The organism is Streptomyces sp. NPDC031418, from assembly GCF_055581605.1.
Genome location: NZ_JBVIJC010000011.1, coordinates 311,835 through 325,179, shown reverse-complemented (window position 1 = coordinate 325,179; position 13,345 = coordinate 311,835). Strand labels below are relative to the sequence as shown.

Here is a 13,345-nt window from a genome sequence, read left to right as displayed (position 1 = left end):
TTGTGGCCGGATCGAGCGGAAATATCGGCTCTGTGGCGTGGGTCTCAAAGCGCAGGTCAGAAGGGGTGCCCGAAAGGATGTATCGGACATTTAGGACTACGGCCCCGGGTCGTAGGTGACCTGCGTCATGTGGGGTGCTTCACCGTCTCGCTCACGGCCTGCACGGAACCCGTCACCCTGCGGTCACCGCCTGGGACCCTCGAATGTGACCGCGGTCTCGAACGCGGCCCGCCGGGTGGGTCATCCCAGCAAGCACCCACACCGGGCCGCCGGCCGGCGGCCCGACGGCCGGACAACCAAGGCGCCCACCACAACCAGCAGCGTGACGACCCTGGGCATCAGACCCCCGTCACCGGGCTACCTGCCCCAGCCGGACCGCGATGCCCTCCCCGCCGATCTCCGGCGCCGCGTCGGCCTGGATTGGATCGTCTCGGCCGCCTCCACGCCTCGTGCGCGCGCACCAGAATGCGGCCAGGGCCTGGCGAAAGGGGCCCTGGCCGACGAGCCCGGCCATCTCGCCATCGGGCGCTCCCGCGGCGGGCTGACCACCAAGATCCACATGACAGCGGACGGCCGGTGCCGCCCGCTGTGCTTAGTCCTCACGCCCGGCCCGGCCGGCGACGCACCACCGTTCGAACTCGTCATGGTCGCCCTGCGCGTCCCCCCGGGCTATCGGCCGCCCACCCACCCGGCCCCTCGCCGTCCTGGCCTACTCGTCGCGGGCCATCCACCAGCACCTGCGGCAGGCGTGGAGTCCGGGCGGTGATCCCGCAGCCCGTCGACCAGATCGCCAACAGCAAGCACAGGGACCCGAACTGCCCGACGCTGCGGCTACGCTTCTGAGCAGGGACAAGTGCCGTGGTCGTCCCGTGGGCCGGCGTTGCTCAGTCGGCCGTTGTCCGCAGAGCCGCTTCGGCCTGGCGGATACGCCACTCCTCCACCGTGTCCTGCTGTCGTCGGGCCCGCTCCAGCAGTCTGTCGAGCAGAGCTGGATCGAGACGCTCCTGCGTCCCGGTGAGCCGGCGCAGGGTCTGCCATCCGGCTGCCTTGCCTTCCACCCCCAGCCGCAGCGCCTCCAGCTCCAGCAAGGTGCTCAGCGGTGAGCGCCGGACCAGGCGGCCGTTGCCCTTCAGCCGGGCCAGTTTTTCCGCGGTCCAGCCTGCGCACACCTTGTAACGGTGTATGGGGACACCCAGGTCCCGCATGATGCCGACAAGCGCCGTCCGGTCCTCGGCGATGTCGTTGGCGACAGGACCGAGCGCCCGGCCGAGCGCGGACCCACGGGTGGCTCGCGCCAAGTGGCCGGCCCGCTGAGTGCCTGCTGTGGCGCCGGCGAGATGGTCGTTCAGATAGATGGTGAGCAGCTTCATGTCGGCGCCGTGTGCCGGCAGGCGGCGTCGAGACGAGGTCCGTGGCGGGGCGTTCATCACAAGTCTCCTTCGTGTGCGCGTGATTCCCGGGGAGACGGGGAGGACGAGAGTTCGGGTATGTGCGGTGTGCTCACCGTCGTCGTGACGCGTACGAGGCAGGGCCTGCGGGGCGTGGAGCCGAAGCCGAACCGTACGGGCGGTTCCACCGCGGTGAGGAAGCCGGCGTCCTGCTCCCCGAGGACGGCGGTCGCCGCGGTGATCGGATGGAGATCGCGGGCGCCGTACCACTCGTACCGGCCGCCACCGGCCGTGCCCCGTGTGCGCACGCCCAGGAGGAGGCGGGCGGCCGGATCCGTCACCGCCGTCCAGAAGGGCTGGGCGGCCAGGGCACCGGGGACCGCCCGCAGCAGCAGCCCCACGGGGCCGCGCCGGCCGGCGGTGAACCGCAGGTCGAGCAGCGGGCCTGCGGTGACCGTCCAGTCGTCACCGCTGACATGGACGCGTACGGGCGCGATGCGGACCTCGTCGAAGGAGTAGGTGACGGCGATGAAGTCCGCCGTCCGTCGGGTGGGAGCCAGCAACAGGCGGTGACCGTCGGCCTGTTCGAGCATGACGTCGCTGAACGGCCCGAAGGAGGAGCGGGGCCAGTGGCCGAGGATCAGGCGGGCGCCGCAGGACGTACCGATGCCGGCGATCCAGCCGTCGAAACGCCACCGGGCGGCCCGGGGGAACCGGCGCATCAGGGTGCCTCGGTCGCGGTGCGGTTCATCCGCGGTGCGGACCGCCCGAGGCAGCCGCACCGGCGCCATGCCAGCAGCCATCCGGCCTGCATCGCCGCGTCCAGCAGATAGGTCGGACGGAGCCGGCCCACGGGCACGTACACCAGGTCGACCGTCAGGAGGGTCGCGGCCGTCCCGAGGCCCGTGCGGCGGGCCTGGCGCACCCCGCCGGGCGTGGCCGCGGTGAACAGCATGCTCCAGCCCGCCGTGGCCAGCAGCCCGGCCGTCGTGTACTGGAGCCAATCGTCGGATTTGGGCCCGAAGACCCACTCGAAGCTGCGCCGGTGCAGCAGCGGCCAGCCACCGCCGACCAGGTTGAACAGCCCCTGGGCCCGCGCCACGAGCACCGGGTTCATCGCCGTCTCCTCACTGCCCGCCGCACCGGGCGCGAGACGCCGAAGCGGACCTTGTGGATCCCGTCGGAGAAGTGCACGAGCGGCTCCTGCGCGGGCGGCGGCAGCCCGGCCGCCCGGGTGAGGGTCTCCTCGAGATCTTCCAGGTGCGCAGCCCGCAGCGGCCAGGGTTCGTGCTCGACGGGCGTCTGCCAGAGCACGCCGCAGCCCCGCGTGAAGGCCCGCCATCGCGACGTCAGCCACACGTCCCGGCGGCTCGGCCGGAGCGGCTCACCGGGACGGACCACTACGCGGTACGACGGCCCGCTACGCCCCCGCGCCCCGGTGTAGGTCAATGCCTCACCGCCGTGCGACAGCGTCAGGTTGCCGAGGTGGTAGGGCGCTCCGATCGCACGGGCGGCCAGCATGATCGGGTGGCCCACCTCGATGGACAGGAACCACAGCCCGTCCCGGCCGTCCCGCTCGCGGACGTACGTGCGCAGGTTGGTCTCCGGGAAGGCGGGCAGAGCGGCAGGGACGCCCGGCGGGCGCACGCCGACCATCACGAACGGTGTCAGGCTGACCCACGCCCGCTGATCACAGGTGTCCACCGTCAGCCCCTCCGGCAGCAGGCGCTGGACCTGGTCGGCCGAGTAGGCCCAGTGCACGAACGTCTGGGTGAGCCAGCGGGCGTGCAGTTCCGGCAGGTACACGCGCTGCTCGGGTCCATACGACACCACGCGCACCGACTCCCCAGGACGTCCGCGCCGAAACTTGGCATGACACCGAGCGGTCCTCGCCCTGTGTCTGGGAGCGATGGCCAAGCCGTACGGTGGGCCGGTAGCCGGCCGCCGCATTTCAGATCGTGTTCAGTTCCAGCCGGTGCTGGAACGCATCCGGGTACCGCGCATGGGCGTCGGCAGGCCGCGCTGCCGACCGCACGGGGTCGAGGCCGTCAAGGCCTACGGCTCCCGAGTCAAGCGCGGCCACCTGCGCAGTCGCGGCACCCGCTGCACGATTCCGGCGACAGTGTCCTGCCAGGCCAGCGGATCCCACCAGACGACGGGCTGTCCCTGAGGTTTCCGGTGGAGGTGAGCTTTTTCGAGGGCGGGGTCCAGCAGGCCGGCCAGGTGCGGACAACGGTCTGGGACAGCGTGGTGGGCCGGCGGCGTTCTGGACCCGACGGCAGCATCGATTTCAGCGCCCTCGGCCCTCACCATGGCGAACCGGCCGACCTGCCCCTTCCGGCCCCAGACCGGCTCCCGGCCCCGCTGTCCGCGGGCAGCACCCAGTCCCTCTCCAGCGGTACGACCTCGACCCCGGCCACGCCTTGTCACGGGTGTGCGCCCGCACAGGCAGGTCCGGCCGGGGCCCAGCCCAGTGGCAGACGTACGTTCCCGACGCCGCGTACCGGGGGTGTGCGACAGATGAGCCCGGAGGGGGTCGTGCGGACGCCGTAGCTCCGGCCGGCAGTGGTGGACGCGATCCTCCCCGATCACCGCACCGGCGGCGCCGGTCTGCTACTCGCTCACCCTCACGCGCTGCCACGGTGCGCGGGACGGTAGTGCGGACCCGTCCCGCACATCGCGGGATGTCCGGGGCGCAGTCCCGGACGGCTGCTGAGGTGCGGTGGCGTCAGCCGAGTTTCCACTGCTGGTTGCTTTGGCCGGTGCAGGTCCACAGTTCGAGCTTGGCGCCGTCGGCGGTGGACGCCCCGGTCACATCGAGACAGAGCCCTGACTGCTTACCGGTGATCGTGCCGTCGGCGTTGAGGATCCACTGCTGGTTGGCGCCGCCGTTGCAGTCCCAGATCTCCACCGGGGTGCCGGGGGTCGTCTGGTTGTTGGCGGCGTCCAGGCACTTGGCGCCGCCGTAGACCGTGAGCTGGTTGCTCGCGGTGTGCGTCCAGGTTTGGTTGCTGCCGCCGTTGCAGTCCCATGTCTGCGCCACTGTCCCGTTGGTCTGCGTTGCGCCGGGCACGTCCAGGCACTTGTCCGCGCCGACCGCGTGGAGGGGGCCGGTGGTGGCGCCGCCTGCACCGCCTGCGCCCCAGCCGTACTGAAGCCGGTCGAGGCCGGATTGGTTGTTGATGCTGAGCGTGTAGTTCGGCGCGCTGCCCTGGAGGGAGGTGATCGCGCAGGAGGCGTTTTCGCACGGGCCTGGGCCCTGGGTCTGGTCGGCGAACTTCACGCCGGCCCACAGGATCGAGCCCATGCCCTGCTTGCGCACGGTGTCGGTGAGCGCGTAGAGGTAGGACACGTCGTTGACGCCGTCGCGTGGACCGTTGTAGTTCACACCGGTGTTCATCGGGACGCCGAACTCGGTGAGTACGGCGCGGCTGTCGTACCCGCAGACGTTCTTCTCGAAGCTGGTGACCCATTCGGCCTCGGTGGGGTGCGTCTCTCCGCCGAGGGTGTAGTCGTGGAGCGACAGCAGGGTGCCGTCGAGGCGGGAGTCGGCGCCGACGGCGCACAGGTTCCCCTCCCAGGCGCCGGGCACCAGGATCCGCCCGCGGGGTACCTGGGAGAAGTGCGCCACCCAGGCCGCCGCGATGTTGTCCTCGTCGGTGGTGCTGTAGCCCCATGGCTCGTTCATGATGCCGAAGTACACCCGGCTGTTGCCCACGTACTTGCTGATCACTGTGTTCCACATCGCGTAGAACGAGTTGGTGTCGCCGATCACACCGTTCTGCAGCCAGGGGGTGAGCACGACGTTCATGCCCAGCGCGGTGGCCGCGTCGAACGCGGCGGTATAGCTGTTCCACCACTTGCCGTTGACGGTCGCCTGGTTGAACGCCATGCGCACGGTGTTGGCTCCCAGCGCCTGGAAGCCCTTGAGGATGGAGGTGGCCTTCGCGTACGTCGTCGAGTAGCTGTCCGTGTTCGACAGGCCGACCGGCGTGATGTCCCCGGTGACGAAGTTGTCGTTGGGGTCGGCCCAGTTCACGCCGTGGAACTGGTCGGTGGCGGCGTGCGCTGCGGTCCCGGTGGCCGCCTGCAGTCCGAGCAGGCTCAGCAGCATCGCGACGACCAGGCCGACCGGGGTTAAGCGCCGGAGCTGGCTTCCACAGGTTTTCATGCACTCTCCTTCGGAAACAGGGTTCGCATTGCTCGGTGCGGGCTCCACTGAAGGCGCGGCTCACCCACCGTGTCGTCGCAGCGGCCGGGCAGCGGGACCCGGACCCGCCCACGTCACCGCGGCCAGACCTGAGCGCCAGGAGATACTGCTGCCGGAGTGTCGGCGCCTGGGCGGGCCCGGCCGCGGGCCGCGTCGAACGCGCAGAAGTGGGTCTGGCAAGACCCTCGGAGTCGACTGCCCGCAGAGCCACGCTTCCGCAGTTGCGTCATTGCCATCGGGGCGCTGGGAGCCTGCCGTGCCGAAGCGGACAGCGAATGCCCGCGCGGGCCAGGACCCGCGGGATGCCGGTCATGCCTTGCACCGGTCGGCATAGCGCGTAGGTACCCGCCCCATCGCTCGCATCTCCGCCGGCGCCGTGCCGCTCCGATCCGGACTCGCCCCCGGGCCCCGGACCGGGGGGCTGACTCTGTTGAAACTCCTGTTCTGCGCGGGACAGCCGGTTCCGTCGGCGAGGCCCTCGTGGACACTGCGCCCGGACTACTGTCATGTTGTCTCATGTTTGATTTTGTCTGTCGCGTTGCATTGCTTCTTGACTGGCACAGCCGAGATGCATGGCGTGGATGACGAAGTCCGATACATGGGATGAATGCTGCGAGGGCCGCTCGGGCAACCCTCCGTGGGCGGTTCGGCCTGCCAGGCGCTGGGACAGCTGAGAAGCAGGATGAGCATGCCCCGATCAAACGAGACGGTCAAGGGGTGCCGCGCAGACTATGGGACCTATACATGGGGTGTCTCGCTCACTGAGGCGTTCGCGGCTCGTTGTTCGCCCGACACGGAAGAAGGGCTTCCGAGACCCTTGACTGTGCGCTTCTGGAAGCAGTTCCCTGTCCTAGCGTTTGATTGTGAGACATGGTGATCGAATGTGGTTGGCCGTACGGCTTGATCATCGCAACCGCCCAGGTGGTTCCCTGCGATCACCAGCGTGTGTCCGCGTCGTCGGCGAAGGCGTGGGCCGGCAACCGGGTGCCCTTCTGTCGCTGGCACCCGGTGCGCGAGCACCGGGCGCGGTGGCTTGGTCAGGTGGGCTGGGGGCGGCCGAAGAGCAGGTCGTAGCCTGCGGGGAGCTGGAGCAGTACCTGGCCCAGGAGGTCATCGCCTGCGGCGTCCGCGACGGTGCTGAGGACGGCGCTGACATCCCAGGCCGCGGTCTGCTCGGTGGCACCCTCAATCCAGGCTGCCGTCGCCCGTACGAACCTCTCCGGCGACAGCGGCTCCGCGCTCTGCAAGGGGTTGAGCAGGATCAGGGCGAAGTCGTCGGGCAGGCGCGCCGCCAGCTGGGCGCGCACTTCGCCGACCAGATGCGCGCCCAGGAGGGCGAGGACCACGCGCGCCGCGCGCTGTGCCTCCTGCTCGGTTTCGTACTCACCGCGTTCCTTCACCAGGCCGAGGAACGCCTCGCGTCGCAAGGCCACGTCGGCTACCACCCTTCTTCGGCTTCTTGGCTGCGGTGCGTGCGGGCGGGGGGGAATCAGATGCCCGGGCAGGGAAGCCTCTCAGCTCCGTGCGGCAGGCAACGGTGGCTTCTTGGCCGGGGCCGATACCCCCCGCATGCCGCGCTCCGGCGCCGATCCGCTCCTCGCCGGGGAAGCCGGCCCGGTCACCTCCACCGTGGCCGGGCGCAGCAGGCTCTCGCCCAGGCGGTAGCCGGGGCGCAGGACCGTTGAGCACACCAGGCGCTCCGCATCGGGGGCGGCATGGTGCGTCAGGGCCTCGTGGCAGGCCGGGTCGAACTGATCGCCCACCTCACCGAACGCCGTGACGCCCAGCGAGCCGAGCTGCTCCCGCAGGCTGTCGGCGATGCCCCTCAGACCGGGCGTCAGCGGCTCGTTGGCCAACGCCCGGTCGACGGCGTCCAGCACGGGCAGCAGCGCCTTGAGCACATTGGCCACCGCGATCTCGCGCACGGCCAGGCGGTCCCGCCGCACCCGCTTGCGGTAGTTGTCGTACTCGGCCTTGACCCGCTGTAGGTCGGCGGTCCGCTCCTGAACCAGGCGCCGCAGCTGCTCCAGTTCGGCGCTTGGCGGCCCGCTGCTGGTCATATTCAGCCAGCCTCCGGCTTGTCGTCGTCGACGATCTCGGCGTCCACCACTTCGTCCTCGTGCCCGCCGGCCGCACCCCCCGGTGACGCTCCGGGCGTGCCCGCCGGTTGCTCCGCCTGGGACTGCTGATACAGGGCGGTGCCGATCTTCTGCGCGGCCTGCGCGGTGCGGTCGATGGCCTGCCGGATCGCGGCGCTGTCCTCGCCCTTCAGCGTCTCCTTCAGCTCCGTCAGCGCCGTCTCCGTCTCGCTCCTGGCATCGGCCGGAATCTTGCCGTCGTTGTCCTTCAGCAGCTTCTCGGTCGAGTAGACGAGCTGCTCGCCCTGGTTGCGGGTCTCCGCCGCCTCACGCCGCTTGCGGTCTTCCTCGGCGTGCTGCTCGGCCTCGCGAACCATGCGGTCGATGTCGTCCCTGGGCAGCGCGGAACCACCCGTGACGGTCATCTTCTGCTCCTTGCCGGTGCCGAGGTCTTTGGCGGAGACGTGCATGATGCCGTTGGCGTCGATGTCGAACGCGACCTCGATCTGCGGTACCCCGCGAGGCGCCGGCGCGATGCCGGTCAGCTCGAACATGCCGAGCTTCTTGTTGTAGGCGGCGATCTCCCGCTCGCCCTGGTAGACCTGCACGGTCACCGAGGGCTGGTTGTCCTCGGCGGTGGTGAAGATCTCCGAACGCCGGGTCGGGATCGTGGTGTTGCGCTCGATCAGCTTGGTCATGATGCCGCCCTTGGTCTCGATACCCAGGGACAGCGGGGTGACGTCCAGCAGCAGGACGTCCTTGACCTCACCCTTGAGCACACCGGCCTGGAGAGCGGCACCCACGGCGACGACCTCGTCGGGGTTCACGCCCTTGTGCGGGTCCTTGCCGGTCAGGTCCTTCACCAGCTCGGTCACGGCCGGCATCCGGGTCGAGCCTCCCACCAGGACCACGTGGTCGATGTCGGACACCTTGATCCCGGCATCCTTGACCGCGTTGTGGAACGGCGCCTTGCACCGCTCCAGCAGATCGGAGGTCAGCTGCTGGAACTGGGCCCGGGTCAGCTTCTCGTCCAGGTGCAGCGGCCCTTCGGCCGAGGCGGTGATGTAGGGCAGGTTGATGGTCGTCTCGGTGGACGACGACAGCTCGACCTTCGCCTTCTCCGCCGCCTCCCTCAGGCGCTGGACGGCCATCTTGTCCTTGGCCAGGTCTACGCCGTAGTGGTTCTTGAACTGCTTCACCAGGTGGTCGACGATCCGCTGGTCCCAGTCGTCGCCGCCCAGATGTGTGTCGCCGTTGGTGGCCTTCACCTCGATGACGCCCTCGCCCATCTCCAGCAGCGACACGTCGAACGTGCCGCCGCCCAGGTCGAAGACGAGGACCGTCTGGTCGTTCTCCTTGTCCAGGCCGTAGGCCAGTGCGGCCGCCGTCGGCTCGTTGATGATCCGCAGCACGTTCAGGCCCGCGATCTCACCAGCCTCCTTGGTGGCCTGCCGCTGAGCGTCGTCGAAATACGCGGGCACAGTGATCACCGCGTCGGTGACGTCCTCGCCCAGGTAGGACTCCGCGTCCCGCTTCAGCTTCTGCAACACCCGCGCGGAGATCTCCTGCGCGGTGTACCGCTTGCCGTCGACGTCCCCGGAGTCCGGGAACCGCCAGGCGTGGTCGCCGATGTGCCGCTTCACGGACCGCGCGGTGCGCTCCACGTTCGTCACGGCCTGCCGCTTGGCCACCTCGCCGACCAGCACCTCGCCATTCTTGGAGAACGCCACCACCGACGGGGTCGTCCGCGCGCCCTCGGTATTGGTGATGACGGTGGGCTCGCCGCCCTCCAGGACCGAGACCACCGAGTTCGTCGTACCCAGGTCGATGCCAACCGCGCGTGCCATCTTTGGTCTCCCTCCTCGCCCTCACCTCGTTCTTCGTCTCACCGGCCCGGAATCCACCGGACCGGACCCGCACGCAGCGGCGGCTCGGGGCGGACGTCCCCGAACACCGCGGCGTGCCTCCACGCGGGACGCGCGGCCTCCGAGGGGGCCTCGTCCCGGCAGGACACCGGCGCCGGCTGGTGCTCGTCGCGCTGGTCGTAGGCCGCCCGCAGGACCGGATCGCGCAGTGTCTCGTACGCCGCCCGCACCTCGCCGAACCGGGCTGCGGTGGCCGCGTCCACGTGGGTGTCGGGACGCAGTTCCCGCACGCGGGCGCGGAAAGCGGAGGTGATCTTCTCGGCCGTCGCCGAAGACTGCACCCCAAGCACTGCGTAGAGGTCGGGTTCCGGTTCCCGCACCGACACGTCCGGCCACCTCCTCGCCCAGGGTGAGCTGTGGTTTCTCCCCTGACTTGCCTGTCTTCTGAGATAAAACCTGAGCCTTGTCCTGTCAAGTCGGGGCGAGGTATATCGGGAGGTGCCCGGAGTGCTCCGAGCACCCGGGACTGACCGGGGGCCATACCGGTGGACGCCGGGGTCGGACGAGACAGCCGGCCGCGGGCGTGGGCGGTCCGCGCGGGTACGGAAAGAGGGGGTGCGGGTGATATGGAGCGGATGCTGCGCGACAGCGGCGTCGCTTCCGCCGTGCCCGTTTACCCCTCTCTGGACGCAGCCCTCTCAACCGCCCCGGACCGCGCCCGTAGACCGGATGGGAGGTGCAGTGCAGTGATCACCGAACTCGCTGTCGAACGCGTGGAGTTCACCTGCGGCTCGTGCTGGCACAGCTGGAGCGTCGACTACGACGTACAGCGCTACCGAGACGCTCTCGACGCCGAATGGGAGGTCTTCTACCGCGACATCACCGCCGTACCCTCCCCCTACACCCCGCAGGGCGCACCACCGTGCGAGCACTGCGGCCGCCGCTGGGTGGGGCGCCTGGTGGCGCGCCGACCCGTGCCGCTGCCCGGTGACACCGAGGCGCCCCGCAGCCGTGTCCCGGCCGAGGGCGGCCACCGTCACGAGCGGCACACCGCGCCGATGCTGCACGCCGACGGTCACCCACAGCCTCCGTCCGGTGCGCAGGCATCCCAGGCGACTGAGCCGCCCGGTTGATCGGCGTGGCCACGCGCCCTCCTTGCCGGGCGTGCGCGCACTGTGTGCCAGAAGGCGGAGCGCGGCGTTGTACGGCCCGCGGCGCCATGGCGCCGCGGGCCTTTTCGGACAATGGCGGACATCACGATCGACCCTGGTGTGAGCTGCGACATTGTCGGCTCCCATGACCGGCCCCACCATGACCCGATCAGCAACGTGAGAGAAAGCAGCTCCTCATGGGTGAACATGTGCACGTGCGGCTCAGCCAGGGGTTGAGTGTGTCGGCCGACGGAGAACTGATCGAGCACTCCCGCTGCCAGTGCGGGGCCACCTTCACCAAGGTGTTCGATGCCGACAGTGGGGAGCCCGAACGCCCTGCCGGCTCGTGATGCGATGTGCGTCCGCTGCGGCGGGCCTGCCGGACGGCGTCCTCGGTGGCCAGGCTGGAGCCGGGCGCGCCAAGAAGGCCAGGGGCGGCTTTCAGGGCCCCGGGCTGATGCCCGAGGCCCTGGAGCAATGGTGTCGCTGTGGGGTCAGCCGCCCAGTTCCTTGCGGTCGCTGCCGCCGCTGATGGCGATCTTGCGGGGCTTGGCCTTCTCCGCGACCGGGATGCGCAGCTTCAGCACACCGGCCTCGTAGGAGGCTTCGATCTTCTCGGTGTCGAGAGTCTCGCCGAGGAACAGCTGCCGGCTGAACGTCCCCGCGGGCCGCTCGGTGACCACCGTCTCGGTGTTCTCGCCGTACGCCGGCTTGCGGTCGGCCTTCACCGTCAGGACGTTCCGCTCGACATCGAGATCGATGGACTCCGGATCCACACCGGGCAGGTCCAGCTCCACGAAGAACGTCTCACCCTCACGCCAGGCGTCCAACGGCATGCCCGCCGGATGTGCGGCCGTGCCCCAGACCCGCTCGACGAGCCGGTCAAGCTCGCGGAAGGGATCCGTACGCATCAGCATCTGTCGTCCCTCCTTCACGTCGTTCCCGCATCGCATTTCGCTGCTCTTCTGATGTACCACTACGCCGGAAAGTTGACAACCACCGACTCAAGCTTTTGGCGCGCTTCGGACGCGCGCGACGGCGAAGCCGGGCACGACCGCGGCGCGGGAGTTGGGTGTGGCGAGGAGGCGGTCGGTGATCGTCGTGACCGCTCGACGACGGAGCCAGCGTGCTCCGCACCCCACGCCACGCTGAAGACCTAGAGCTCGTAACGCGATGACGAGGCTTCGGCCACCAGACCTGTCGGCGCCGATGATTCCCGGCCCGTGCGGGAGTCTGTCGTTCGACAGCAATCTTCTGGAAGGCGGCCTCATGACGACCCTGCACGACTTGCTCGAAGCCCACGTCCGTGCCGGTGCGCTGCCGGGAGCAGTTGGCCTCGTGGCCCGGGGTGACCAGGTCGAGGTGGCGGCCGTGGGCGCGCAGGACGCCGGCGACGGCGCCCCCATGGCGAGGGACTCCATCTTCCGGGTCGCCTCGATCACCAAGTCCGTCACCGCCGCCGCACTGCTGATCCTCGTGGAGGAAGGCAGGATCGCACTGGACGACCCGATCGGGACGTGGCTGCCGGAGCTGGCGAAGCCGGTGGTCGTACGCACGCCGGCGAGCCCGGTGGACGACGTGGTGCCGGCCGACCGGCCCATCACCGTATTCGACGTGCTGGCCTCCCAGGCCGGGTACGGATTCCCCTCCGACTTCACACTGCCGGCGGTGCAGGAGTTGTTCACGGTGCAAAAGGACGGCCGGGTGCCGAGCAACTTCCCGCCGGCCGACGAGTGGATGGCGGCGCTCGGCCGCATCCCGCTGCTGTACCAACCGGGCGCCGCCTGGCTGTACGACACCTGCTCCGTCCTGCAAGGGGTACTGATTTCGCGGGTCACCGGTCAGCCGCTGCCGGGGTTCCTGACGGAGCGGATCTTCGAGCCGCTGGGCATGGTGGACACCGGTTTCGAGGTGCCGGCCGCCAAGCGGGGCCGGTTCACCAGCTTCTACAGGCCAGGGGACGACGGCAGCCTGGAGCTCGCCGACGGCCCGGACGGCGAGTGGAGCAGCCTGCCCGCGCTACCGCTCGGCAATGGCGGGCTGGCCTCGACCGCCGACGACTGGCTGGCCTTCTGCCGGATGTTGCTGGCCGGCGGGGTGGCGGCCGACGGCCGCCGGGTGCTGTCGGCCGACTCCGTGCGCATGATGACGACCGACCACACGAATCCGGCGCAGCGCGACATCGGCCGGCTGTTCCTGGAGGGTCAGGGCTGGGGCTTCGGCGGCTCGGTTGACATCGTCCGGACCAACCCGTGGAGCGCACCCGGCCGTTACGGCTGGGTCGGCGGCACGGGCACAGCGGCGCACGTCGTCCCGGCCACGGGTGCGGTCACCATTCTGCTGACTCAGGTGGCAGCGATGGGTCCCGTGCCGGCACCGGTGATCAGGGAGTTCTGGCGGTACGCGGCGAACGCCTGACACACGCATCTCACGCCCTAGATCGGCAGGTGAAGGGCTGGCCGAGCCTGGTGGCGCGGGTCGTGGCCGTCAGCGGTGACCTGCCGGGACACTCTCGCGCCCGTCGAGGGTTCAGGCAGGCCAGACCCGATTCGCCGTCATCCGCCAGAACCCGGTGCCCTGCCGATACAGGGTCCGTCGCTTACCCGTCATCATGCCAACACGCCATCCGCCGCCCTGACCTGGTCCTCGCACA

Annotated in this window: 13 protein-coding genes and 1 pseudogene; 4 read left to right on the top strand and 10 right to left on the bottom strand. The window is 69.9% G+C overall.

Annotated features, from left to right (window positions below; translation table 11 throughout):
- Positions 1-391 precede the first annotated feature (391 nt).
- Positions 392-807: pseudogene (locus ACZ5CZ_RS19190) on the top strand (transposase family protein); the annotation flags it as partial.
- Positions 808-884: 77 nt separating this feature from the next.
- Here ACZ5CZ_RS19190 and ACZ5CZ_RS19185 read toward each other — a convergent pair.
- The 9 genes from ACZ5CZ_RS19185 to ACZ5CZ_RS19145 form a co-directional block, all read right to left on the bottom strand.
- Complete coding sequence (locus tag ACZ5CZ_RS19185) at positions 885-1,427, bottom strand: hypothetical protein (RefSeq protein ID WP_468944191.1); 543 nt, start codon at positions 1,425-1,427, stop codon at positions 885-887.
- Positions 1,427-2,110 carry a hypothetical protein gene (locus ACZ5CZ_RS19180; RefSeq protein WP_468944189.1) on the bottom strand — a complete coding sequence of 228 codons (684 nt, stop codon included), beginning with the start codon at positions 2,108-2,110 and terminating at the stop codon, positions 1,427-1,429. The genes ACZ5CZ_RS19185 and ACZ5CZ_RS19180 overlap by 1 nt, the downstream gene beginning before the upstream one ends.
- Positions 2,110-2,505, bottom strand: coding sequence for a hypothetical protein (locus tag ACZ5CZ_RS19175; protein ID WP_468944186.1), 396 nt, complete (start codon positions 2,503-2,505; stop codon positions 2,110-2,112). Before ACZ5CZ_RS19175 ends, ACZ5CZ_RS19180 begins: the two co-directional genes overlap by 1 nt.
- A complete protein-coding gene (locus ACZ5CZ_RS19170; RefSeq protein WP_468944184.1) occupies positions 2,502-3,221 on the bottom strand; it encodes a YqjF family protein in 720 nt (239 codons plus the stop codon). Before ACZ5CZ_RS19170 ends, ACZ5CZ_RS19175 begins: the two co-directional genes overlap by 4 nt.
- An 895-nt stretch (positions 3,222-4,116) precedes the next feature.
- Positions 4,117-5,559, bottom strand: a complete 1,443-nt coding sequence (locus ACZ5CZ_RS19165) for a ricin-type beta-trefoil lectin domain protein (RefSeq protein WP_468944181.1) — start codon at positions 5,557-5,559, stop codon at positions 4,117-4,119.
- Between the two features lie 1,076 nt (positions 5,560-6,635).
- Positions 6,636-7,031: a DUF2267 domain-containing protein gene (locus tag ACZ5CZ_RS19160; protein ID WP_468944178.1), complete on the bottom strand. Its 396-nt coding sequence runs from the start codon at positions 7,029-7,031 to the stop codon at positions 6,636-6,638.
- A gap of 81 nt (positions 7,032-7,112) precedes the next feature.
- On the bottom strand, positions 7,113-7,658 hold the full coding sequence (gene grpE, locus ACZ5CZ_RS19155; protein WP_468944175.1) for a nucleotide exchange factor GrpE: 546 nt from the start codon (positions 7,656-7,658) through the stop codon (positions 7,113-7,115).
- 2 nt (positions 7,659-7,660) lie between these two features.
- Positions 7,661-9,523 (bottom strand): molecular chaperone DnaK, encoded by a 1,863-nt coding sequence (gene dnaK / locus ACZ5CZ_RS19150; protein ID WP_468944172.1) that lies wholly within the window; start codon positions 9,521-9,523, stop codon positions 7,661-7,663.
- 38 nt (positions 9,524-9,561) lie between these two features.
- Positions 9,562-9,921, bottom strand: a complete 360-nt coding sequence (locus ACZ5CZ_RS19145; protein WP_468944218.1) for a J domain-containing protein — start codon at positions 9,919-9,921, stop codon at positions 9,562-9,564.
- Between the two features lie 366 nt (positions 9,922-10,287).
- Between ACZ5CZ_RS19145 and ACZ5CZ_RS19140 the strand changes: the two genes are divergently transcribed.
- Together ACZ5CZ_RS19140 and ACZ5CZ_RS19135 are read left to right on the top strand one after the other, a co-directional pair.
- Positions 10,288-10,674, top strand: a complete 387-nt coding sequence (locus tag ACZ5CZ_RS19140; RefSeq protein WP_468944171.1) for a hypothetical protein — start codon at positions 10,288-10,290, stop codon at positions 10,672-10,674.
- Between the two features lie 215 nt (positions 10,675-10,889).
- Positions 10,890-11,042: a hypothetical protein gene (locus ACZ5CZ_RS19135; protein WP_385847256.1), complete on the top strand. Its 153-nt coding sequence runs from the start codon at positions 10,890-10,892 to the stop codon at positions 11,040-11,042.
- Positions 11,043-11,186: 144 nt separating this feature from the next.
- Here the strand turns inward: ACZ5CZ_RS19135 and ACZ5CZ_RS19130 are convergent, their stop codons facing one another.
- On the bottom strand, positions 11,187-11,609 hold the full coding sequence (locus tag ACZ5CZ_RS19130; RefSeq protein ID WP_468944169.1) for an Hsp20/alpha crystallin family protein: 423 nt from the start codon (positions 11,607-11,609) through the stop codon (positions 11,187-11,189).
- 352 nt (positions 11,610-11,961) lie between these two features.
- Here ACZ5CZ_RS19130 and ACZ5CZ_RS19125 point away from each other — a divergent pair, with 352 nt between their 5' ends.
- Entirely contained in the window at positions 11,962-13,110 is a 1,149-nt protein-coding gene (locus ACZ5CZ_RS19125; RefSeq protein ID WP_468944166.1) for a serine hydrolase domain-containing protein, read from the top strand.
- The last annotated feature ends 235 nt before the right edge of the window (positions 13,111-13,345 follow it).